Consider the following 20,958-nt stretch of genomic DNA (forward strand, 5'->3'; position numbering starts at 1 on the left):
CGGTGCAGACCTTCGACCCGAAGCCCGATTCCTACACGCTGGTCATCAACGGCACCGATGCGCTGGCCACCGGCTGGAACGCCCGCGCCCAGTATTACGCCGACGAATCCGGCGGCAAGCTCGGCGTGGCGCTCCCCGAGGAAGGCAGCATCCTGCAGATCAACACCATCAACCTGATCGAGGGCGCCAAGAACGAACCCGCCGCCAAGGCCTTCATCGATTACGCCCTCTCGCCCGAGGCGCAGGCCGCCTTCACCGAGGCCATGTTCTACGCCCCGGTGAACACCAAGGCCGAGGTCAGTCCCGAGGCCACCGCCCGCACCGTCTCGGGCCAGCTCGACAAGATGCTGCCGCTCGACTGGGCCTGGGCCGCGACCAAGACCGACCAGTGGAACCAGATCTGGAAACGCCAGATCATCTCGGCCAACTGAGCAGGACGGGACCGAGCATGACCGACGCCCAACCCTCCGCCCCGCCGCCGCATATCAGCATCCGTGCGCTGACCTTCGACTATGGCGGCAAGCGCCCGGCGGTGGATGCGCTGTCCTTCGACATCGCCAAGGGCGAGTTCATCGGCCTGCTCGGTCCCTCCGGCTGCGGCAAGTCCACCACGCTCAGGCTCTTCGCCGGGCTGATGGCCCCCACCTCGGGCCAGATCTCCATCGGCGGGCAGGACATCGTCTCCCGCCCGCCGTGGGAGCGCAATCTGGGGCTGGTGTTCCAGTCCTACGCGCTGTTTCCGCACATGACCGTGACGCAGAACGTGGCCTTCGGGCTGAAGCTGCGGAAGATCGGCAAGGAGGAAACCGCCGCCCGCGTGGCCGAAGCGCTGCGCGCGGTTCGGCTCGACGGCTTCGGGCACCGCCGCCCGTCGGAACTGTCCGGCGGCCAGCAGCAGCGCGTCGCCATCGCCCGCGCCATCGTCATCGAGCCCGAGATCCTGCTTCTCGACGAGCCGCTCTCCAACCTCGACGCGCGCCTGCGCGACGAGATGCGCTTCGAGATCCGCGACATCCAGAACCGCACCGGCATCACCACGCTGTTCGTCACGCATGACCAGCAGGAAGCCCTGACCATGTGCGACCGCATCGCGGTGATGAACGCCGGGCGGCTGGAGCAGATCGGCACCCCGACCGAGGTCTTCGACCGCGCCGCCACGCCCTTCGTCGCCAATTTCATCGGTCGCGCCAACACGCTGCGCTCCACGCTCGACCGCAACGGCCCCTCGCTCCTCTGTGACGGCCAGCCCCTGCCCGCGCCGCCCGCCAGCGAACTGCCCGCCAGCGGCAGCGACGTCTCGGTGATGGTGCGCCCCCATGCCATCCGCCTGCGGCCCGCCGGCAGCGGCGGCGTCGCCGCCACGGTCGCCCGCCGCGTCTTCGTCGGCAACATGATCGAGGTGGAGCTGACCCTGACCGGCGGCCAGACCGTCGCCGTCGAGCTTCAGCCCAACGATCCCGCCGTGCCGCTCGCCATCCCCGGCGCCGCCGTCGATCTCGACTGGAGCCGCGACGACATGCGGATCTTCGCCGCATGACCGGCTTCGCCCCGCCCGGCACGGGACACCGCCTGACCCCCTTCCTGCTGCTGGCCCCGGTGCTGGCGGTGCTGTCGATCTCCTTCGTCGCGCCGATCCTCTGGCTGTTCCGCATGTCGCTGAACGAGTCCGACTTCGGCGCGATCATCGAGGCGCTGAGCCTCGGCACCTATATCCGCATCCTGAACGACGGCTACTACCTCGACCTCCTCGGCCGCACGCTGCAGCTCTCCGTCACCTGCTCTCTGGTGGCGCTGGCGCTGGCCTATCCGATGGCGCTCTACCTCTCGCGCATGACCTCGCGCTGGCGCACGCCGCTCACCGTGCTCGCCGCCTCGCCGCTTCTGGTCTCGGCGGTGGTGCGCTCCTTCGGCTGGCTGGTGACGCTGGGCGACGCGGGGCTGGTGAACCACCTGCTGCAATCCTCTGGGCTGATCGAGCAGCCGCTGCGCATGGTGAACAACTACTTCGGCGTGGTGATCGGCCTGTCGGAAAGCATCATGCCCTTCATGTTCCTCACCATCTCCGCCGGTCTCGGCCGCCTCGACCGCCGGCTCGACGATGCCGCCATGTCGCTCGGCGCGCCGCCGCACACCGTCTTCTTCCGCGTCACCCTGCCGCTCAGCCTGCCCGCGATCATCGCCGGGCTGACCATCGGCTTCGTGCTCTCGGTCTCCTCCTTCATCACCCCCTCGCTGCTCGGTGGCGGCCGCGTCTTCCTGCTCGCGACCGAGGTCTACGACCTCGCCCTCGTCTCGCTCGACTGGCCCACCGCCGCGGCGCTGTCCTTCCTCATGCTGGCGCTCTTCCTCGCCGCCATGATCGTCACCACCCTCGTCCTCCGCCTGCTGACAAGGAGCCGCTGAGAATGGCCAGACTCATCAGTCTCCTCGCCCGCGCCTATGTCATGGCGGTCTTCGCCTTCATCTTCATCCCGCTCCTGATCATCGTGGTGATCTCCTTCAGCGCCGACAGCTACCTTTCCTTCCCGCCCTCGGACTGGAGCCTGAAATGGTATGGCGAGGTGCTGTCGAACGAGGGCTTCATGCAGGGCCTGAAGAACAGCGCGATCATCGCCGCCATCGTGGCCCTCCTCAGCCTCGGCTTCGGCCTGCCCGCCGCCTATGCGCTGGAACGGCTCGACTTCCCCGGCCGGACGCTGATCCGCAACCTGATCCTCGCGCCGCTGATCCTGCCCGCGATGATGCTCGGCCTCGGCATCCTCATGGTCTTCACCCCCGCCGGTCTGGTCGCCACCTACCCCGGCCTCGTCCTCGCCCATCTGGTGATGACGCTGCCCTTCTCGGTGCGCATCCTGCAGACGACGCTCTCCAACCTCGGCGCCGATGTCGAGGAGGCGGCGATGACCCTCGGCGCCCGCCCCCTGCAGACCTTCCTCAGGATCACCCTGCCGCGCCTCATGCCCGGCGTCGTCGCCTCCAGCGCCATCGCCGCCATCCTCTCCTTCGACGAGATCGTGCTCTCGCTCTTCATCGTCGGCCCCCGCCTCACCACCCTGCCCGTCGCCATCTACCGCTATGTCGACGAGCGCACCGACCCGATGGTCGCCGTCCTCGCCGTGCTGCTGATCGCCATCTCGCTCGCCATCGTCCTCGTCGTCGAGCGCAGCGTCGGCTTCGCCAAGGCTTTCGGCCGCTGATTTCCCCTTCCCAAGAACGGACCTGCCAGATGACCTACAAGATCAACCCGATGCCCGCCCAGATCGCCGCGGCCGACCTCAAGCTCCTGTCGCAGGTCGAGACCGCCACCCTGGGCCACTGGCGCCAGTTCGGCTTTCTCAGCCGCCAGATCCAGCCCCTGATCCCGCGCCGCCGCGTCGTCGGCACCGCCGTCACCATCGCCATCCCCGGCCCGGATTCCACCCTGCTGCACCACCTCCTCAGCCTGCTCCGCCCCGGCGATTTCGTCATCGTCGACCGGCTGCACGACGACCGCTACGCCTGCTGGGGCGGCGGCGTCACCGTGGGGGCCAAGGCTGCCGGCGCAGTGGGCGCCGTGGTCGACGGCCCCTGCACCGACCTCGAGGAGATCGAGCAATCCGATTTCCCGATGTGGTGCCGCGGCATCTCGCCGATCACCACCCGGCTCTACGATCTGGGCGGAGCGATCAACGTGCCCGTCTCCTGCGGCAATACCGTGGTCATGCCGGGCGACGCGGTGCTGGCCGACGAGAGCGGCGTCATCGTGCTGCCGCCCGAAGAGGTCGCCTCCGAGGCGCAGAAGGCCATCGACACCCAGACCCGCGGCAAGGCGCGCGAGGCCTCGGTCCGCACCGAAGGCGTGAAGCTCGGCGATCTTTCCGGCGCCACCGCCAAGGTTCTGGCCAAGCTCGCCTGACCGATACAGACTGCCGCGGGGCCAGCCGGCCCCGCCCTCCTTCTGCCGCAGGGCCACCCGGCCCCGCCGCCAGCGTCCTGACCGAAAGCCACTCCGATGACAGCCCCGACCCTGCCCTTCACCTGCGAGAAAACCCCGGCCAGCGGCGCGGGCGGGGTTGTCGTCACCAACCACCCGCTCGGCTCGGCGGCGGGGGCCGAGATGCTCTCGGCCGGCGGCAATGCCGTCGATGCCGCCGTGGCCAGCCTTCTGGCGCTGACCGTGGTCGAGCCGATGATGGTCGGCATCGCCGGCGGCGGTCTCTCGCATCTGCGCATGGCGGGCGGCCCGCATCTGGTGATCGACGCGCTCTCCACCGCCGCGGCCTCGATGCACCCCGGGATCTACGAGCCCGTCTCGGAAGACCCGGCGCTCTACATGGATGCCAAGGACCGCCGCAACCTCGTCGGCGCCTCCGCCGTCGCCGTGCCCGGCAACCTCGCCGGCTGGTGCGACATGCACGCCCGTTTCGGCAAGCTGCCCTTCGCCGATGTGATCGAGCCCGCGATCCGCCTCGCCGCCCGGGGCTTTGCCGTCACCGATTACCTCTCCGGCGCCATCGCCGAACATGCCGGGGATCTGCTGGCCGATCCCGCCATGGCCAAAGTGCTGCTGCCCGAGGGCCGCGCCCCGCGCCCGGGCGAGCGGCTGGTGATGGGCGACTATGCCGCCAGCCTGCGGCTGATCCAGACCGAAGGCGCCGCCGCCCTGCATGGCGGCGCGCTCGGCGCGGCCTTGGCCGAGCGGATGCGCACCGGCGGCCCGGACGCAGGCTATGTCACGCTCGACGATCTCCGGGCCTATCGCCCGATGGACCGCACGCCGATCACCGGCAGCTATCGCGGCTTCCGGATCGCCGGCCCGCCGCCGCCCGCTTCCTCCGGCGTGCATGTCACGCAGATGCTGAACCTGCTCGAAGGCTACGACCTGCGCGGCATAGGGTTCGGCTCCACCGACAGCCTGCACCTTCTGGCCGAGGTGATGCGTCTCGCCTTTGCCGACCGCCGCGCCCATTCCGGCGATCCGGCCTTCGTCGATGTCCCGGTGGAGCGGCTGACCTCCAAGGCCTATGCCGAGGCGGCCCGCCCGCAGATCCGCCCCTTCGGCGCGCCCGGCCCAGCGCAGCCGGGGCACGAAAGCCGCGACACCACCCATATCACCGTGGCCGACCGTGACGGCAACATCGTCACCGCGACCCACACGATCAACGGCCTCTTCGGTGCGCGCTTCATCGTGCCGGGCACCGGGATCATCCCGAACAACTACATGAGCAACTTCGACCCGCATGCCGGTCGCGCCCTCTCGGTGGTGCCGGGCAAGCGGGTGCCGACCTCGATGGCGCCGATGCTGGTCTTGAAGGACGAAAAGCCGGTCTATGCCCTCGGCCTGCCCGGCGGGCTGCGCATCTTCCCCTCGGCGCTGCAGGCCATCGTCAACCTGATCGACCACGGCATGACCCTGCAACAGGCGGTCGAGGCCCCGCGCATCTGGACCCAGGGGCAGGAGGTGGAGCTGGAAGACGGCCTCGCCGCGCAAAAGCCCGGGCTGGAGGCGCTCGGTCATCAGGTCAAGCTCGTGCCGCATATCGGCGGCGGGATGAACGCGATCTCCTTCGGCAAGACGATGACCGGCGCCGCCTGCTGGCGCGCCGATGGAACGGTGCTGGCCTTGGGCGGCGGCCTCGCCCGCCCCGGCGTCCGCTTCTGGCCCGACAAGGCGCCCGAGGGCGAGGAGGAGTCAGCAGCGGGCTGATCCCGCCGCAGCCCGACGAAGCGGCTGATGACCTGCGCCCCGGTCGAGACATCGGCGGTGGCGGTGCTCTCGACGCAGATCAGGATATCGGGTTCACCGGAGCGCGCGGGCGCTGCCGATGCCTTTGCGCCGACCGCCTGACCGGCGCGAATGGTCGAACCTTGTCGGATCGGCGCCGAGCGAGCCCCAAGGACCGCCGGTCAACAGGTTAACAAAACCCTAACATCTTCAGGAAATCCCTGCCGCTTCAATCCCTTGGCCGGATTTTCACGCGTGAAACGTCCCGAACCCCTGCACCGCCTGCCGCGCCGCCGCGAACCGCGCCGCCCATTCTTCCGGCTGCGGCGCGGGCTGCAAGATCCGCCCCCGCACCGGCACGTCCAGCCTTCCCCCGGCCCCCGAGGCCGCCAGCTGCGCCACCCCCAGGGCCGTCAGTTCCGGCTCCTCCGACACCCGGATCGGCCGCGCCAGAACATCGGCAAGAAATTGGCAGAACCAAGGGTTCGCGCTCATCCCCCCGTCGATGCTCACCACCCCCCGAACCGGCCCCATCTCCCGCATCACCTCGGCCGTCCGGAAGGCCACCCCCTCCAGCACCGCCTGAACCATGTCCCGGCCCGAGGTCTCCAGCCCCAGCCCCAGCCAGGCCCCGCGCGCCCGCCGATCCCAATGCGGGCAGGCAAGCCCCGCCAGCGCCGGCACGAAAGCCAGCCCGCGCGAGATCGCCGGCGGGGCGTCGAAGCCGTTGATCTCCTCCCACGCCCCGAACAGCCCCAACCCCCGCGCCCAGTTCACCGCCGAGGAGGCGGCATAGACGCCCCCCTCCAGCGCCCGCACCGGCGCCTCGCCCGCCCGTTGCCAGGCGATCGTCGGCACCGCCCCCGTCCCCGCCCCGCCCCCGCTCAGGGCCAGCGCGAAGGCCCCGGTCCCGAAGGTGATCTTGGCATCCCCCGGCGCGCGGCAGCCATGCCCGAAAAGCGCCGCCTGCTGGTCCACCACGCTCGCCGTCAGCGCCAGCCCCCCCATCCGCCCCAGATCGCCGGTACTGGCCGTGATCGCGGGCAGCGCCTCCCGTGGCACGCCGAAGAGGGCGCAGAGATCGTCGTCCCAGTCGCAGGTCTCGAGGTTCATCAGCGAGGTTCGCGAGGCCGTAGTCACGTCGGTCTCGAACCGCCCGGTCAGCCGGTCGCGGAAGAAGGCGTCGGTGGTCCCCAGCCGCAGCCGCCCCGCCGCCGCCAGCTCCCGCGCCCGGGGGATCTCTCGGAGGATCCACCCCAGCTTCGCCGCCGAGAAATACGGATCGAGCGGCAGCCCCGCCCGCGCCGTCACCAGAGCCTCGGCTCCCCCGGCCTTCAGCCGGTCGGTCGCGTCGCGGGTGCGGTCGTCCTGCCAGACGATCACCGGGCCCACCGGCTCGCCGGTCCGCGCGTCCCAACCGAGGCAGCTTTCACCCTGATTGGCGAGGCCCACGGCCCTCACCCCCTCGGTCGTCGCCGCCGACGCCAGACAGGTGCCGAGATTGGCGAGCAGTTCTTCGGCATCATGTTCCACCCAGCCGGGGCGCGGGTAGTGCTGGCGGTGGGCGAGGCTGATGAGCGGGGTGATGCCCTCGGGGGTGACGAGCAGCGCCCGGGTGCTGGTGGTGCCCTGATCGATGGCAAGGATCTTCATCGCCCCTCCTCCAGAACGATCTCCACCGGACCCTGCGCAGCCGGCAGGTCCAGCGATATTCGCCGCTCCGGCAGCGCGGTCAACAGACGGCTTGCCACCTCGCGCCCGTCCACCCGGACCGAGAGCCGACCCGACACCGCGCGGCTGACCCGAAGCTGCAGCCCCAGCGCCGCCCCGCCCCGCCGCTGCGGCATGACCCAGGCGAGGCCTTCGCCGCCGAGGCTGATCCGGTCGGCTCCGGGCGGCGGCAGGGCGTCGGCCAGCGCTTCGGCCATCGCGGCGCCGATCCGGCAGCCCTCGGACCAGCTGACGCCCGCCGTCTCGACCGGGCGCAGCAGGTTTCCAGCTGCGAAATAGGCCGAATCGGAGCAGCGGCCATAGCCGTCCACCTCCGGCCCCCCGGTCGCCGGATCGAGGGCGAGGTGGCTCGAGCGGACCAGCGTCGCCTCGGGGCGGAAGCGGCCGGTGACCACCACCCCGTCGCAGGCCACCCGCCGCTCGCCCTCGGGGCCGCGCAGGACGGCGCCGGTGACGCGGTCGCGCCCCTCGATCGCCAGAAGCTCGGTCCCGAGCCAGAGCGGCACGCCCAGAAGCCGGGGCAGCAGCGCGCTGGGGAAGCGTGCGGTGGGGCGCGGCCCCGGCTCCACCATGCCGACGGGCCGGGCGCCAGCGTGGCGGCAGGTGAGCAGGGCCGAGAAGGAGACGAGCTCGGAGCCGAGGATCAGGGGCGCGCGGAACGGGCGCAGCCCGTCGAGATAGACCAGTCCCTGCAGCGCGCCGGTGTTCATCACCCCGCCCGGCTTGCTGCCGCCGATCAGCCGCCCGGCGCGCGAGGTCTCGCGCACCCCGGTGGCCAGCAGCACCCGCCGCGCCGCGATGCGCCGCACCCCGGCGTTGGAGCTTATCTCGACGACCGGCCCGGGCAGGAGCGACATGACGCTGATGCCGCAGCGGATCTCCACCCCCGCCGCGACGGCCTCCTCGGCCAGTCGTTCGGCATAGGCGGGGCCCGTCATCGGGCGGCGGAACTCGCGCAGGCCGTAGGGCGAGTGGCCGCAGTGGCGCGGGATGCCGCCGGGCGCGGGCTCGCGGTCGAGCACCAGAACCAGCCCGACGCCGCGCCGGCGCAGTTCGGTCGCCGCTGCCAGACCGGCGGGGCCGGCGCCGACGATCAGCACGTCGACCTCGCGCGGCATGTCAGTCATGGCCGAGCATCGGCTGCGCCAGCCGTCCCTCGGTCAGCCGCGCGAGCTCTGCCGAGCAGTAGAAGCCCTGACAGCGGCCCATCGTTACCCGCGTCCGCCGCTTCAGCCCGGCCAGCGTCTGCGCCTTGAGCGGGCCGTCGAGCGCCGCGAGGATCTCGCGCCGGGTCACGCTTTCGCAATGGCAGACGATCCCGCCATTGCCGGGCTGCTGCCAGTCGCGCCGGGCGAAGGCGCTGATGGCGGGAACCTCGGGCCAGACCGGATCGACGGGCGGCTGCGTCGCATGGCCCATCGCCTCCGCCAGCCGCAAGACATGCCGCGCCGTGCCGAGCGCCGAGCTGAGCCCGGTGGAGCGGATGCCACCGACGGTGATCATGCGCTGCGCGCTATGGGCGGTGATGCGGTAGTCCTTGGTCTCGGTCGCGGGCCGCAGCCCGGCATAGAGGGCGGTGACCTCCTCGGCCTTCAGCCCCGGCAGGATCTCCTCGCCGCGCCGCCGCAGCGCCTCCAGCGTCTCGGGCACAAGGGCGGCGGTCTCGCGGTCGTCCTGCTCCTCGGCGGTGGGACCGACAAGGAGGTTGCCGAAGGCGGTGCGGCAAACGACGATGCCTTTCGTCACCTTGTTCGGCACCGGCAGCAGGATATGGCTGGCGAGGCTGGCTGCGGGCTTGTCGTAGACGATGAACTGGCCCTTGCGCGGGCGGATGGCGAAATCCTTTTTCCCCAAGAGCCGTTCGTCCAGCACATCGCCGTAGAGCCCCGCCGCATTGACGACGATCCGCCCCGTCACCGGGCCGCGCGTCGTCTGCAATGTCCAGTCGCCGTCGAGCTGCCCGCCCGTCACCTCGGCGCCGCGCAGCAGTTCCGCGCCGTTGGCGATGGCCTGCGCGAGATAGGCGAGCGGGGCAGACCAGGGATCGACGAGATATTCGCGCGGCACCCGGAAGGCGGCCTGAAGACCGGCGCCGAGTCCCGGCTCCAGCCGGCGCGTCTCGGCCTCGGTCAGCGGCTCGACGTCGGCCACGCCATTGGCCTCGGCCTGCGCGATCAGCTCGGGGAGCAGCGCGGCCTCGGCCTCGGTCCAGGCGATGACCAAAGCGCCGCAGCGGATCAGCGGCAGGTTCAGCTTCGCGTGGATCTCCTCGTATTCGGCATAGCCCGCCGCGACGCAGACCTGTTCCAGCGAGCCCACCGGCGCGTCGAAGCCGGTGTGCAGGATGGCGCTGTTGGCCTTGGAGGCGCCGTCGAGGATGTCGTCGGCCTTCTCGATCACCGCCACCCTTGCCCCCTCGAGGGCAAAGCGGCGCGCGATGGCGCAGCCGATGACGCCGGCCCCGATCACCACGACGTCGAATGTTCCCGGCAGGGCCGGCGAAACTGCGGGCATGGGCATCCTTTTGTGGCGCGCCTGCGGGAAATATGACCGAATTCTGCCATGCATCGCCCGTTCAGTCAATAATTGCCGGATCATCCGCGCAGTCCTTGGCAATCTCCCGCACAAAACCGTTGACTCGGTCATTGGCGGCACGCTTAACTTTTGCGTAAAGCCGGAGACAGCGTGAAACCGAAGCAGCGCCAGTCAAAGATCATCGACCTGATGGCCCGCGATGGCGAGGCCACGGTCGAGGCCTTGGCGGCGGCCTTCGACGTTTCCGCCGAGACCATCCGCCGCGATCTGGCGCAGCTGGCCGCCGATGGCGCGCTGCAGAAGGTGCATGGCGGGGCGCGGCGGCTGAGGCTGCATGCCGAGGGCAGCTTTCAGGAGCGGATGAACGAGGATGCCGAGGCCAAGGCCGCCATCGGCCGCAAGCTCGCGGCGGTGATCGAACCGGGCGACACGCTGTTCATCGACACCGGCACCACCACTCTCGCCTGCGCGGCGGAGCTGGCGCGGGTCGGCGGGCTCACCGTCATCACCAATTCGCTGCGCATCGCCCGGGTGCTGGGCGAGGGTGAGGGCCGCGCGCGGGTCTTCCTGCTGGGGGGCAGTTTCAGCGCCGACAATGCGCAGACCGTGGGGCCACTGGTGCTGGAGCAGATCGCCCGGTTCCAGGCCGATCATGCGGTGCTGGCGGTGGCGGCGCTGGATGCCGCCGCCGGGGCCCTCGACGCGGATTTCGACGAGGCGCAGGTCGCGCGGGCGATGAGCGATCGGGCGGGCAATACGATCGTGGTGGCGCAGGCGGCCAAGCTGGGGCGCAAGGCCGCGTTCAGGGTCTGCCAGCTCGACGCTATCGACATGCTCATCTGCGAGTCCCTGCCGGACGCGGGCTTCCGCGCGGCGCTGGAGACCGCGAGGGTGGAGATCAGATAAACCGCCGGTCAACGGCGGAAACAACAGGGAAGGCGTTTCATGCCATATGGGATAAGGGTCTACGTCCGCCTCATGGACCGGCTGGCCGATTGGGTCGGGCTGGTTGCGATGTATCTGATCTTCGTGATGATCGGCGTCCTTCTGACCGATGTCGTGTCGGACAAGATCTTCAGCCTGCCGCTGCACTGGTGCGTCGAGGTCGCGCAGTTCACGCTGGCGGCCTATTACTTCATGGGCGGCGCCAAGACCCTGAAGGACAATGACCACGTCCGCATGGACCTGTTCTACGCCACGCTTTCGGAACGCAATCAGGCGCGCATGGATGCGGTGACGGTGTTTTGCCTGATCTTCTATCTCTGCGTCATGCTCTGGGGCTCGCTGTCGTCGCTGTCCTATTCCTGGGCCACCGACCAGCGGCTGCCCTCGATCTGGAATCCGTCGCTGGTGCCGATCAAGGTGCTGATGGTGGGCTGCCTGATCCTGATGCTGCTGCAGAGCTTTTCCCTCCTGTTCAAATATGTCGCGGCTTCCCGCGGGGAGCAGCTTGCATGAACTACGAAATGATCGCGCTCTTGATGTTCGGCAGCATGATGGGCCTCATGCTGACCGGACAGCGGGTCTTCGCCGCCGTGGGTTTCGTCGCGGCGGGCACGGCGCTTCTGCTCTACGGCACGGGCGGGATCGAGATGCCGTTCAACGCCACCTTCAAGCTGTTCAGCTGGAACGCGATCCTGACGCTGCCGCTGTTCATCTATATGGGCTACATGCTGTCGGAGTCGGGGATCGCGGAAGATCTCTACGAGATGCTGCATGTCTGGTTCGGGCGGATGGCGGGCGGGCTCGCCATCGGGACGATCCTCCTGATGGTCATCATCTCGGCGATGAACGGGCTGTCGGTGGCGGGCATGGCCATCGGCTCGGCCATCGCCCTGCCCGAGATGCTGCGGCGCGGCTACGACAAGGTGCTGATTTCGGGCGTGGTGCAGGGCGGCTCGTCGCTGGGCATCCTGATCCCGCCCTCGGTGGTGATGGTGCTCTATTCGGTGATCGCGCGCGAGCCGGTCAGCCATCTGTGGCTGGCGGGGGTCGGGCCGGGGCTCTTGATGGCGACGATCTTCTGCATCTACATCTACATACGGGTGAAGGTGAACCCGTCGCTGGCCCCTGCCCTGACCGAAGCCGAGCTCGCCATGCCGCTGCGCGAGAAGCTCCTGCTGCTGCGCGCGGGCATCATTCCCGTGGTGATCTTCGTGCTGATGCTGGGGCTCTTCATCCGCGGCGTCACCAGCCTGGTGGAAAGCGCCGCCGTGGGCGCGGTGGCGGCGACAGTGGCCGCGGCGCTGAAGGGGCGGCTCAGCCGCCGGCTGATCCACGAGACGGCGAGGAAGACGCTGGCGATCTCGTCAATGTTCCTCTGGCTGATCCTCGCGGCGCTGGCCTTCTCCGCCGTCTTCGACGGGATCGGCGCGGTGCGGGCGATCGAGAGCATCTTCATCACCAACTGGGAGCTGACGCCCTGGCAGGCGGTGATCCTGATGCAGGTCAGCTTCATCATCATGGGGATGTTTCTCGACGACACGGCGATGCTCGTCATCGTCGCCCCGCTCTACGTCCCGCTGGTGGACCGGCTGGATCTGGGGATCGACGGGCAGATGGTCTGGTTCGGCGTGCTCTACACCATGACCTGCCAGATCGCCTACATCACCCCGCCCTTCGGCTACAACCTGTTCCTGATGCGCGGCCTCGCTCCCAAGGAGATCACGCTGATCGACATCTACAAGTCGATCTGGCCCTTCGTCATCATGATGGTCACCACCCTCGTGCTGGTGATGGTCTTCCCGCAGATCGCGATGTGGCTGCCGCAATACGTCTACAGATAACCCCGTCGGCGGATCAACCGCCGCTTTCCCCGCAACAAGGAGATCCAGATGACCACCCCGAAGACACCGCAATCGCCCTCCGAGAAGATCCTCGCCAGCCGGCGCAAGTTCATGATGGGCACCGCCGTGGGCTCCGCCTCGCTGCTGGCCGCGCCCTATGTCAATGCGCAGAGCGGGCCGATCCGCTGGCGGCTGCAGACCTATTCCGGCGCGCCGCTGGGGGCGCATGTGATCAAGCCGCAGATCGACGCCTTCAACGCCGCGGCCAATGGCGAGATGGAGATCGAGCTCTACTACGCCGACCAGCTGGTGCCGACCTCGGAGCTGTTCCGCGCGCTGCAGAGTGGCACGCTCGACGCGGTGCAGTCGGACGAGGCGACGATGGCGAGCCCGGTCGATATCTCGGTCTTCGGCGGCTACTTCCCCTTCGCCACCCGCTACAGCCTCGATGTGCCGGCGCTGTTCACCTATTACGGCCTGAAGGAGATCTGGGAAGAGGCCTATTCCGAGGTGGAGAACGTCACCTGGCTTTCCGCCGGCGCCTGGGATCCGCTGCACATCTTCACCAAGGATCCGATCCGGTCGCTCGCCGACATGCAGGGCAAGCGGGTGTTCGGCGTCCCGACGGCGGGCAAGTTCCTGTCGAAATACGGTATGATCCCGGTGACGGTGCCGTGGGACGATGTGGAAGTGGCGCTGCAGACCGGTGATCTGGACGGCGTGGCCTGGTGCGGCTTCACCGAGGCCTATGAGGTCGGCTGGGCCGACGTCTGCAACTATGCGCTGTCGAACTCGATCACCGGGGCGTGGTTCGGATCGTATTTCGCCAATACCGCATCCTGGGACAAGGTGCCGCCGCATCTGCAGCAGCTGTTCCGCAGCACCATCGACCAGTCGCACTACTATCGCAACGTCTGGTACTGGGGCGGCGAGGCCAAGCTGCGCGTCGAGGGCGAGAAGATGGAGCTGACCTCGCTGCCCGCCGAGGAATGGGCGCAGGTGCTGCAGGACGCCAACGGCTTCTGGGACAGCGTGGCGGCCGAAAGCCCGCGCGCGGGCCGGGTGGTCGAGGCGTTCAAGAAATACGCCGCGACCATGGAGAAGGCGGGCTACCCCTACCGCTGAGACAAAGGGGGGAGCGGAGCCGCTCCCCCTCGCCTTCCTGCGGCGCTGCCGCAGTGGAGTGACGGACGGCCGAGTCCTCGCCCGGCGGGGCCGATCTCTCGGCGCGGAGGCCGAGGCAGGCGCGGCCTGTAGGAGATGCAAGGGCCGCCGGCCCCCTGAGGCATAATGTCCCGCCCCTGCCAAAGGCGCCGGGACGGCCCGAAACGTCGCTTCAGGAACCCCCGGCAAGCGGCTGTTGCGCGGCCTGATTTCCACCATCCCCCAACGGTCTCCTCCCCAGCGTCCCGCTGGGTGCATGGGCCTGCGGCGGCAACGCGCGTAGACAATGCTGCATCGCGGCAATAGCTTTCCGGTCGAAGCGGGCCTTTACCGCCTGTCTCTGTCCGAACTGGAAAAGCCATGAAAACCCTGCTGATCACCGCCCTCGCCTCGCTGACCCTCGCAACCGCCGCGCTCGCCGACGAGGTGGCGCTGAAGAAGGCCCATCAGGCCGGCAGCCTGCACACCGGGCAGCTCGACATGGTGGCCTATCGCACCGATCTCGCCGACGGCGCGCATGAGGTCACCGCCACCTTCCGCGCCCGCACCCCCTCGGCCGAGCCGCAGCGCATCGTGATGCGTCTGGCCGAAACCGACAGCGTGCAGTTCTCGATGCCCTCCGACCTGCGCACGATCTACACCTTCGCGAACAGCGATCAGGGCGTGTCGATCTCGGCCCGGCCGGTCTCCTTCGAGCTGGCCTCGCAGTAAGCCTCAGTCGGTGACCTCGGTCGCCATGGCGAAATCGGTCAGCTCGGCCTCGACCAGGATATAGATGTTGTCCGGCGGGGTGATCATCGCCTTGGCCATCATCCTGAGGTCGATGCCCATGGCCGAGAGATAGTCCAGCACCTCGCCCTGGCCGCGCTGGATGCTCTCCACCGCGACGAAGGCGGGCAGCAGGGTGTTCTCGCCGAAATAGTGCTGATGCACCCCGACGAGGGCGCTCCGGCTGACCTGCCGTTCGACCCCGGCGGCGAGGATATAGGGGCAGGCCGAGAAACAGGCCGCCCCCGGCTGCATGATCGTGTCCCAGCCCGCCTCGCGGATCGTCCGGCCGATGGCCAACGCGTCGCCCACCGACCCGCCGGGGCTGTGCAGCGCGATCAGCGCCGGAGCCTCGGCCCGGCTGGCGAGATAGTCGGCGAAACGCACGGCGTCGCCGGGCGCGATCGAGCCTTCCAGCAGCACGGCATTCTCCACCTCGCCGATCTTGGTCGCGGTGAAGCCGAGCCGCGCCGGCACCGCGTCGCTGCGGGGGAACTCCGGCCCGGCGGGCTGTTCCTGCGGCAGGTCGCGCGGGGTGAAGCGGCGAGTCTGGTCGCCGGGCCGCACCGGCACCTCGGCCGGCGGCGCCCGGTCGGCGCCCGACCACAGCCCCGGCGCCAGCCGCTGGAAATCGCCGAAGGCGATCAGCCCGGCAAGCCCGATCTGCAGCGCCAGCATCGCCTGCAGCACGCGGCCCGAGCGCGGGACCACCCGCTTGGTCGGCGCCTCGACCGTCACCGACGGCCGCCGACGATATGCGGCGGCTCCGCCGGTCGCTCCTGCGGGTCCGGTTGAACCACGACCGGCTCGGCGGCAGCCGGCTCGGCGGCGACCGGTTCGGGGACGGCGGGAGCCCGGGAGATCTCGCCATGCATGTCCATCTCGCGCAGCGCAGCCAGCGCGGCGCGGATCTCGCCCAGGGTCATGGTCTCCTCCGGCGCGGTGGTTCCGCGGTCGGCCCGGATCGCGCTTTGCGACACCATCATGATCAGCACCAGCACCGCCGGCAGCAGGTCGATGGCGATGGCCCCGGCCCAGGAGGGGATGAAATCGCCGGCGTAGCGCAGCACCGCGTCGGCCGTGGAGATCGGCGTGTAGGTGATGTCATCCGGCGTCGGCATGGCGATCACGTCATTGGCCGCCTGCTCCAGCGTCTCGGCGCGGCGGCCGAGCAGGGTCAGCACCGAGTCGATGGTCGATTGCTGGCCGCTGCGGATCACCGCGGTGGAGCCGTCCAGTTCCGGCAGCACCACCGAGGCCGACAGGTCCTGCGCCGCCCGCGCCACCAGCGGGGCGACCGAGAGCTGGCGCAGCTGGGCGATCAGCCCGGCCAGCCGGACCGACTCTTCGGCGAATTCCACCGAGCGCTGCTCCACGTCGCCGCTGGAGGCGGTCAGGGTGCGCATCCGGCTGAGGATGTCGTTGCCCTCGGAAAACGCCGCGGCGACCAGCGGGCCCTGCCCCTCGATCTGGGTCTCGAGCACGGCGAGCTCGTCGGCCTTCTGGGTCAGCACCCGGAACACCGCGCCGCGCCCGGCGGTGCCGGAGAGATCGCCGGTCGCCTCCTGCGCCGAGAGGTCCTGGAAGCTCTGCCGCGCCCTCGCCACGTCGAGCCCCAGTCCCTGCGCCGCCACCGCGACCCGGTTGGCCTGCTCCAGCCCGTTCTGGTAATCCTGCACCGTCAGCGCCAGATGCTGCTCCACCGCCGCCGAGCCGGCCAGCGCGGCGGCGTTCAGCCAGCTCGACATGGCGATGATCGCGAGCGATCCGAGCGCCATCGACAGGAACAGGCCGAGCCGGGCCGAGGCGGTGCGCATCGCCGGCAGGAGGCGGATCAGGTAGCTCCAGAACACGAAGATCGCCACCGAGACCGCCAGCGAATAGGCGATGGCGGCGAAGAAGCTCATCGCGCCCCCGTCGCTGAGCAGCGAGGAGACGCCGAGATAGGTGTAGATCCCCGAGGCGACAGAAAGCACGCCGAGCGCCATCGGGGTGAAGCTCTCCAGCGCGGACAGGTGGCCCTCGATCTCGCGGGCGGATTGCAGGCCCCGGGCTTCCGCCTGCGTCGGTCTGGTGGTCATGCGGACGGAACTCCCGGGAGGGCGCTGCCGGGGGTCGGCAGGGCGGATGCAGGGGAAGATAAGGTCGCGCGGGACGCAGACCAAGTGCCAAGCCCGTGAAGAGGAGGAAGCGGCCCCGGCGACAGGCGCGGCCGCGGGATTTTCACGCGTGAAAATCGGTGCAAGCCATTGTTATATATTGATATCCGGGAATCTGTTAGGAATTCGTTAGGAAATACCCGGGCGGAGGCGCGGCCCTGTGGGCGGCGGCCGGTGCGGCATCATCCGCAGGCGCCGGCCCCGTTGCCCCGCGCGGGGCTTTGGCCTAGCGTCTTCCCGGACAATCCAGATTGGGGGGACACCATGACCGAACCACGCACACTCGGCTTCGACACGCTGCAGATCCATGCCGGGGCCAAGCCCGATCCGGCGACCGGCGCGCGGCAGGTGCCGATCTACCAGACCACCGCCTATGTCTTCAAGGATGCCGACCACGCCGCCCGGCTGTTCGGGCTGGAGGAGGTCGGCTACATCTATTCGCGGCTGACCAACCCGACCGTCTCGGCCCTGGCCGAACGGGTCTGTGCGCTGGAGGGCGGCGCGGGGGCGATCTGCTGCTCCTCGGGCCATGCGGCGCAGATCATGGCGCTGTTTCCGCTGATGGGGCCGGGACGGAATATTGTCGCCTCGACAAGGCTTTACGGCGGGACCATCACGCAGTTCAGCCAGACGATCAAGCGCTTCGGCTGGTCGGCCAAATTCGTCGATTTCGACGATCTGGCCGCGCTGGAGGCGGCGGTGGATGACGACACCCGCGCCATCTTCTGCGAGACCATCGCCAACCCCGGCGGCTACATCACCGATCTCGACGCCGTGGCCGAAGTGGCGAACCGCGTCGGCCTGCCGCTGATCGTCGACAACACCACGGCGACGCCCTGGCTTACCCGCCCGATCGACCACGGCGCGACGCTGGTGGTGCATTCGGCGACCAAGTATCTGACCGGCAACGGCACCGTCACCGGCGGCGTGGTGGTGGACTCGGGCAAGTTCGACTGGTCGGCCTCGGGCAAGTTCCCCAGCCTGTCGGAGCCGGAGCCCGCCTATCACGGCCTCACCTTCCATGCGGCGCTGGGGCCGATGGCCTATACCTTCCACTCCATCGCCGTCGGCCTGCGCGATCTCGGCATGACCATGAACCCGCAGGGCGCGCATTACACGCTGATGGGGATCGAGACGCTGAGCCTGCGCATGGCCAAGCACGTCGCCAATGCGCAGAAGGTGGCCGAGTGGCTGGAGGCCGATCCGCGCGTCGATTACGTCACCTATGCCGGGCTGGCGTCCTCGCCCTATCACGACCGCATCGCGCGGATCTGCCCGAAGGGCGCCGGGGCGCTGTTCACCTTCGCGGTGAAGGGCGGCTATGACGCCTGCGTGAAGCTGGTCGACGGGCTGGAGTTGTTCTCGCATGTGGCGAACCTCGGCGACACGCGGTCGCTGGTGATCCACTCGGCCTCGACGACGCATCGCCAACTGACCGAGGCGCAGCAGATCGCCTCGGGGGCGGCGCCCAATGTGGTGCGGCTGTCGATCGGGATCGAGGATGCCGAGGACCTGATCGCCGATCTGGATCAGGCGTTGACCAAAGCCACGGCCTGAACGGAAACGGGGCGGCCCTCGCGTGAAGGCCGCCCCGCAATTCACTGAATTTAGATGATTACTGGTTGATCGCGTAGACCACCGTCACCGAGGCGGCGGTCGAGACCTCGCCCTCGGCCACGGGCACGGCCGAGGCCTCGGCCGCATCCATCCGGTACATCGGCCGCGGCGGCTCGAAACCGCCGCCCTCGGTGATCGACAGCACCTGACCGAGCTGCACCCCGGCCGCCGTGGTCAGCAGCGCCGCCCGCGCCGCCGCATCCTGCACCGCGCGCTTGCGCGCCTCGTCCTCGACCGGCTTCGGATCGGTCAGGCCGAAGGTCACGCCGTTCAGCGTGTTGGCCCCGTCCTTCACCGCCGCATCGAGGATGCCGCCGAGGCTGTCCAGCGCCCGCACCCGGATCGTCAGCTGGTTCGAGGCGACATAGCCGCTGATCGTCGCCGCCGTGCCGTCGTTGGAATTGGTCCAGTTCGGGTTCAGCGACAGGCCGGAGGTCTGCAGGTCGCGATCCTCGACGCCCGAGGCGCGCAGCTTTTCCAGCACCCGGGCCAGCTCTTCCGAGTTGCGGCCCATCGCCTCGGCTGCGGTGCCGCCCTGGGTGGTGACGCCCAGCGAGATCGTCGCCATGTCGGGGCGGCTGTCGACCGAGCCCGTGCCGGTGACGGTGATCCGGGGGCTCTCGGCCTCGGCCATCGCGGCGGCGGCGGGCATCGCGAGGGCGGTGGCCAGCATCAGGGCATTCAGAATTCGCATGGTCTAATCCTTCCAGATGAGAGGCGAGATTTCACAGTTGTGACCGGGCCTGCAAGTTGATCCTCGGGTGTTTTCCTTCCCTTCGGCAGATTCCTGCTATAGGACATGGGGTGTCGCGGCGGCAGACTCCCCGACTTCCCCGAAAATATGCTAGACCCGCGAAATGAAACCCAGTTTTGCCCTCAATCTGACTTCCGACAGCATCGGCCTTCTGCAACGGACAGAGGGCGGATGGCAGGATATCGGCAGTGTTCCCTTCGACTCGCCGGACCTTCCGGCGGCGCTGGGGACGCTGCGCGGCAAGGCCGGCCCCGGCCTGATTAGCAAGATCGTGCTTCCGGACTCGCAGATCCTCTATACCGAGGTCGTGGCCCCCGGTCCCGACACCGGGGCGCGGCGGACGCAGATCCGCGCCGCGCTGGAGGGGCTGACGCCCTATGCGGTGCGCGAGCTGGTGTTCGACTGGCACGGCTCGGGCGACCGGGTGAAGGTCGCCGTCATCGCCCGCGAGACGCTGCAGGAGGCCGAGGCCTTCGCCGAGGAGCACGGGTTCAACCCGCTGTCCTTCGTCGCGGCGCCGAGCCCGGAGAAATTCGGCAAGGAGCCGTGGTTCGGCACCACCGCCGGGGCGCAGAAACGGCTGCCGAAGGGCGAGAAGGTCGAGCGGGATCTGGAGGCGCTGGTTCTGGCCGGGGCCGCGCCGGAGGAGGACGCCGCGCTGCCGGAGGCGGCGGAGCCGCTGGCGCATCCTGTGCCGGAGATTGTCGAGCCGGAGATCCCGGGCTCGGAGTTGCCGGAGGCGGTGGCGGAGGAGCTGCCGCCGTCCGAAGCGGAGGCGGCGCCGGAGTCGGCCGAGCCGCTGGCGCATCCCCTGCCGGAGACCGTCGAGCCGGAGATCCCCGGGTCGGAACTGCCGGAGGAGCCGGAGCTTGAGGCCGAGGCGCCTGAGGGTGCCGAGCACGACGACGCGCCGGAGGCTGTCGAGCCGGTGACCGAGGCGGAAGCGCCGCAGCCGGAGACGCCGGAGGTGATCGCCGAGCGGTTCACCGATGTGATCCTGCCGGCGGAGGCCGAGCCGGTCGCGCCCGAGGAGATGTCGGAGCCGGAGGCCGCGCCTGAGGACGAGCCCGAAGACGCGCCGCTGCCCGCCACGCCGGAATTCGTGCCGCCGCCGTTCCGGCGCGCGCCGGAGAGGCCTATCCCGCATGCCCGCGATCTGCCGCCCTTCCGCCCCCCCGGTGACGCCGCCGGTGTTCCCCGCAGGGCCGGCGAAACCGGCCGCGCGGCCGCAGGTCGGCGTCGCCGACAGCGAGATTCCCGAAGCCCCCTTCGTCGAGGTGGCCGAAGAACCGGCTGCGGGCGCCCCGGCGACCTTCGCCAGCCGGCGCGGACTCGAAGGCGCCGCGGCGCCGCTGGGGCCGGCGCCCGGTTTTGCCGCAAAGGCGCGCAGCGGCAAGCCCGGCGAGACGGACCGGATCCCGCCGCGTCCCGTGGGGCTGAAGACCGCCGGCGCCGCTCCCGCCCCTGCGGCGCAGCGTGCCGCGGGTCTCTCGGTCACCGCGCCGAGCCTGCCGGGTGCGCGGGGCCGCAAGCCTGCGGCCAAGCCGGCGCCGCAGCCGGCGATCCCGCCGCGGCCCGCCGCCGCGACCGCCACCCCGGCGGGCCCGTCCAGCATCGACTCGCTGGGCAGCTTCACCGGGCGGCAGTTGCCGAAGCGCGGCAAGCCGAAGCATCTTGGGCTGATCCTCACCGGCCTGCTGCTGCTGGTGCTGGCGGCGATCGCCGCCTGGGCCTCCTTCG

At 69.7% G+C, this 20,958-nt stretch carries 18 protein-coding genes and 1 pseudogene; 13 read left to right on the plus strand and 6 right to left on the minus strand.

From position 1 onward, the window contains the following. The 6 genes from C5F48_RS14690 to ggt all read left to right on the plus strand — a co-directional run. On the plus strand, positions 1 to 431 hold a 431-nt coding region (locus C5F48_RS14690; protein ID WP_146170613.1), incomplete at its 5' end, for an extracellular solute-binding protein. 17 nt (positions 432 to 448) lie between these two features. Continuing rightward, complete coding sequence (locus tag C5F48_RS14695; protein ID WP_107664649.1) at positions 449 to 1,537, plus strand: ABC transporter ATP-binding protein; 1,089 nt, start codon at positions 449 to 451, stop codon at positions 1,535 to 1,537. Then, positions 1,534 to 2,403 carry an ABC transporter permease gene (locus C5F48_RS14700; protein WP_107664650.1) on the plus strand — a complete coding sequence of 290 codons (870 nt, stop codon included), beginning with the start codon at positions 1,534 to 1,536 and terminating at the stop codon, positions 2,401 to 2,403. The genes C5F48_RS14695 and C5F48_RS14700 overlap by 4 nt, the downstream gene beginning before the upstream one ends. Positions 2,404 to 2,405: 2 nt before the next feature. Then, positions 2,406 to 3,197: an ABC transporter permease gene (locus C5F48_RS14705; RefSeq protein ID WP_107664651.1), complete on the plus strand. Its 792-nt coding sequence runs from the start codon at positions 2,406 to 2,408 to the stop codon at positions 3,195 to 3,197. Positions 3,198 to 3,226: 29 nt separating this feature from the next. After that, a complete protein-coding gene (locus C5F48_RS14710; protein ID WP_107664652.1) occupies positions 3,227 to 3,895 on the plus strand; it encodes an RraA family protein in 669 nt (222 codons plus the stop codon). Between the two features lie 96 nt (positions 3,896 to 3,991). Continuing rightward, complete coding sequence (gene ggt / locus C5F48_RS14715; RefSeq protein WP_107664653.1) at positions 3,992 to 5,686, plus strand: gamma-glutamyltransferase; 1,695 nt, start codon at positions 3,992 to 3,994, stop codon at positions 5,684 to 5,686. 267 nt (positions 5,687 to 5,953) lie between these two features. On the opposite strand, the gene C5F48_RS14720 is transcribed toward ggt, so the two are convergent. The 3 genes from C5F48_RS14720 to C5F48_RS14730 are packed head-to-tail and all read right to left on the minus strand — an operon-like array spanning position 5,954 to position 9,949. Continuing rightward, positions 5,954 to 7,357, minus strand: coding sequence for an FGGY family carbohydrate kinase (locus tag C5F48_RS14720; RefSeq protein ID WP_107664654.1), 1,404 nt, complete (start codon positions 7,355 to 7,357; stop codon positions 5,954 to 5,956). Then, positions 7,354 to 8,562, minus strand: a complete 1,209-nt coding sequence (locus C5F48_RS14725) for an NAD(P)/FAD-dependent oxidoreductase (protein ID WP_245941449.1) — start codon at positions 8,560 to 8,562, stop codon at positions 7,354 to 7,356. Before C5F48_RS14725 ends, C5F48_RS14720 begins: the two co-directional genes overlap by 4 nt. Continuing rightward, on the minus strand, positions 8,555 to 9,949 hold the full coding sequence (locus C5F48_RS14730; protein WP_107664656.1) for an NAD(P)/FAD-dependent oxidoreductase: 1,395 nt from the start codon (positions 9,947 to 9,949) through the stop codon (positions 8,555 to 8,557). Before C5F48_RS14730 ends, C5F48_RS14725 begins: the two co-directional genes overlap by 8 nt. Before the next feature lie 171 nt (positions 9,950 to 10,120). Here C5F48_RS14730 and C5F48_RS14735 point away from each other — a divergent pair, with 171 nt between their 5' ends. From C5F48_RS14735 to C5F48_RS14755, 5 genes are all read left to right on the plus strand, one after another. Next, on the plus strand, positions 10,121 to 10,876 hold the full coding sequence (locus C5F48_RS14735) for a DeoR/GlpR family DNA-binding transcription regulator (protein ID WP_107664657.1): 756 nt from the start codon (positions 10,121 to 10,123) through the stop codon (positions 10,874 to 10,876). 39 nt (positions 10,877 to 10,915) lie between these two features. After that, positions 10,916 to 11,428: a TRAP transporter small permease subunit gene (locus C5F48_RS14740; RefSeq protein WP_107664658.1), complete on the plus strand. Its 513-nt coding sequence runs from the start codon at positions 10,916 to 10,918 to the stop codon at positions 11,426 to 11,428. Next, a complete protein-coding gene (locus C5F48_RS14745; protein WP_107664659.1) occupies positions 11,425 to 12,756 on the plus strand; it encodes a TRAP transporter large permease in 1,332 nt (443 codons plus the stop codon). The genes C5F48_RS14740 and C5F48_RS14745 overlap by 4 nt, the downstream gene beginning before the upstream one ends. A 48-nt stretch (positions 12,757 to 12,804) precedes the next feature. Beyond that, positions 12,805 to 13,881 (plus strand): TRAP transporter substrate-binding protein DctP, encoded by a 1,077-nt coding sequence (dctP, locus tag C5F48_RS14750; protein WP_107664660.1) that lies wholly within the window; start codon positions 12,805 to 12,807, stop codon positions 13,879 to 13,881. Between the two features lie 399 nt (positions 13,882 to 14,280). Next, entirely contained in the window at positions 14,281 to 14,631 is a 351-nt protein-coding gene (locus tag C5F48_RS14755) for a hypothetical protein (RefSeq protein ID WP_107664661.1), read from the plus strand. A 3-nt stretch (positions 14,632 to 14,634) separates the two neighbouring features. Here C5F48_RS14755 and C5F48_RS14760 read toward each other — a convergent pair whose 3' ends face one another. Together C5F48_RS14760 and C5F48_RS14765 are read right to left on the minus strand one after the other, a co-directional pair. After that, complete coding sequence (locus C5F48_RS14760) at positions 14,635 to 15,426, minus strand: COG3904 family protein (protein ID WP_107664662.1); 792 nt, start codon at positions 15,424 to 15,426, stop codon at positions 14,635 to 14,637. Further along, complete coding sequence (locus C5F48_RS14765) at positions 15,423 to 16,769, minus strand: hypothetical protein (protein WP_245941448.1); 1,347 nt, start codon at positions 16,767 to 16,769, stop codon at positions 15,423 to 15,425. Before C5F48_RS14765 ends, C5F48_RS14760 begins: the two co-directional genes overlap by 4 nt. A gap of 342 nt (positions 16,770 to 17,111) precedes the next feature. On the opposite strand from C5F48_RS14765, the gene C5F48_RS14770 reads away from it, so the two are divergent. Beyond that, a complete protein-coding gene (locus tag C5F48_RS14770; RefSeq protein ID WP_107664663.1) occupies positions 17,112 to 18,404 on the plus strand; it encodes an O-acetylhomoserine aminocarboxypropyltransferase/cysteine synthase family protein in 1,293 nt (430 codons plus the stop codon). Positions 18,405 to 18,462: 58 nt separating this feature from the next. On the opposite strand, the gene C5F48_RS14775 is transcribed toward C5F48_RS14770, so the two are convergent. Next, entirely contained in the window at positions 18,463 to 19,158 is a 696-nt protein-coding gene (locus C5F48_RS14775; RefSeq protein WP_107664664.1) for an SIMPL domain-containing protein, read from the minus strand. A gap of 163 nt (positions 19,159 to 19,321) precedes the next feature. On the opposite strand from C5F48_RS14775, the pseudogene C5F48_RS24840 reads away from it, so the two are divergent. Then, positions 19,322 to 20,958, plus strand: a pseudogene (locus C5F48_RS24840) (hypothetical protein); the annotation flags it as partial.

This window comes from Cereibacter changlensis JA139 (assembly GCF_003034985.1).
GTDB classification, from domain to species: Bacteria; Pseudomonadota; Alphaproteobacteria; order Rhodobacterales; family Rhodobacteraceae; genus Cereibacter; species Cereibacter changlensis.

Excerpts from the sequence above, each read along its gene's own strand:
- C5F48_RS14745 (WP_107664659.1), top strand. The coding sequence starts at position 11,425 with ATGAACTACGAAATGATCGCGCTCTTGATGTTCGGCAGCATGATGGGC.
- C5F48_RS14770 (WP_107664663.1), top strand. The coding sequence starts at position 17,112 with ATGACCGAACCACGCACACTCGGCTTCGACACGCTGCAGATCCATGCC.
- C5F48_RS14710 (WP_107664652.1), top strand. The coding sequence starts at position 3,227 with ATGACCTACAAGATCAACCCGATGCCCGCCCAGATCGCCGCGGCCGAC.
- C5F48_RS14765 (WP_245941448.1), bottom strand. The coding sequence starts at position 16,769 with ATGACCACCAGACCGACGCAGGCGGAAGCCCGGGGCCTGCAATCCGCC.
- C5F48_RS14705 (WP_107664651.1), top strand. The coding sequence starts at position 2,406 with ATGGCCAGACTCATCAGTCTCCTCGCCCGCGCCTATGTCATGGCGGTC.
- ggt (WP_107664653.1), top strand. The coding sequence starts at position 3,992 with ATGACAGCCCCGACCCTGCCCTTCACCTGCGAGAAAACCCCGGCCAGC.
- C5F48_RS14730 (WP_107664656.1), bottom strand. The coding sequence starts at position 9,949 with ATGCCCGCAGTTTCGCCGGCCCTGCCGGGAACATTCGACGTCGTGGTG.
- C5F48_RS14695 (WP_107664649.1), top strand. The coding sequence starts at position 449 with ATGACCGACGCCCAACCCTCCGCCCCGCCGCCGCATATCAGCATCCGT.
- C5F48_RS14725 (WP_245941449.1), bottom strand. The coding sequence starts at position 8,562 with ATGACTGACATGCCGCGCGAGGTCGACGTGCTGATCGTCGGCGCCGGC.
- C5F48_RS14740 (WP_107664658.1), top strand. The coding sequence starts at position 10,916 with ATGCCATATGGGATAAGGGTCTACGTCCGCCTCATGGACCGGCTGGCC.
- dctP (WP_107664660.1), top strand. The coding sequence starts at position 12,805 with ATGACCACCCCGAAGACACCGCAATCGCCCTCCGAGAAGATCCTCGCC.
- C5F48_RS14700 (WP_107664650.1), top strand. The coding sequence starts at position 1,534 with ATGACCGGCTTCGCCCCGCCCGGCACGGGACACCGCCTGACCCCCTTC.
- C5F48_RS14720 (WP_107664654.1), bottom strand. The coding sequence starts at position 7,357 with ATGAAGATCCTTGCCATCGATCAGGGCACCACCAGCACCCGGGCGCTG.
- C5F48_RS14755 (WP_107664661.1), top strand. The coding sequence starts at position 14,281 with ATGAAAACCCTGCTGATCACCGCCCTCGCCTCGCTGACCCTCGCAACC.
- C5F48_RS14775 (WP_107664664.1), bottom strand. The coding sequence starts at position 19,158 with ATGCGAATTCTGAATGCCCTGATGCTGGCCACCGCCCTCGCGATGCCC.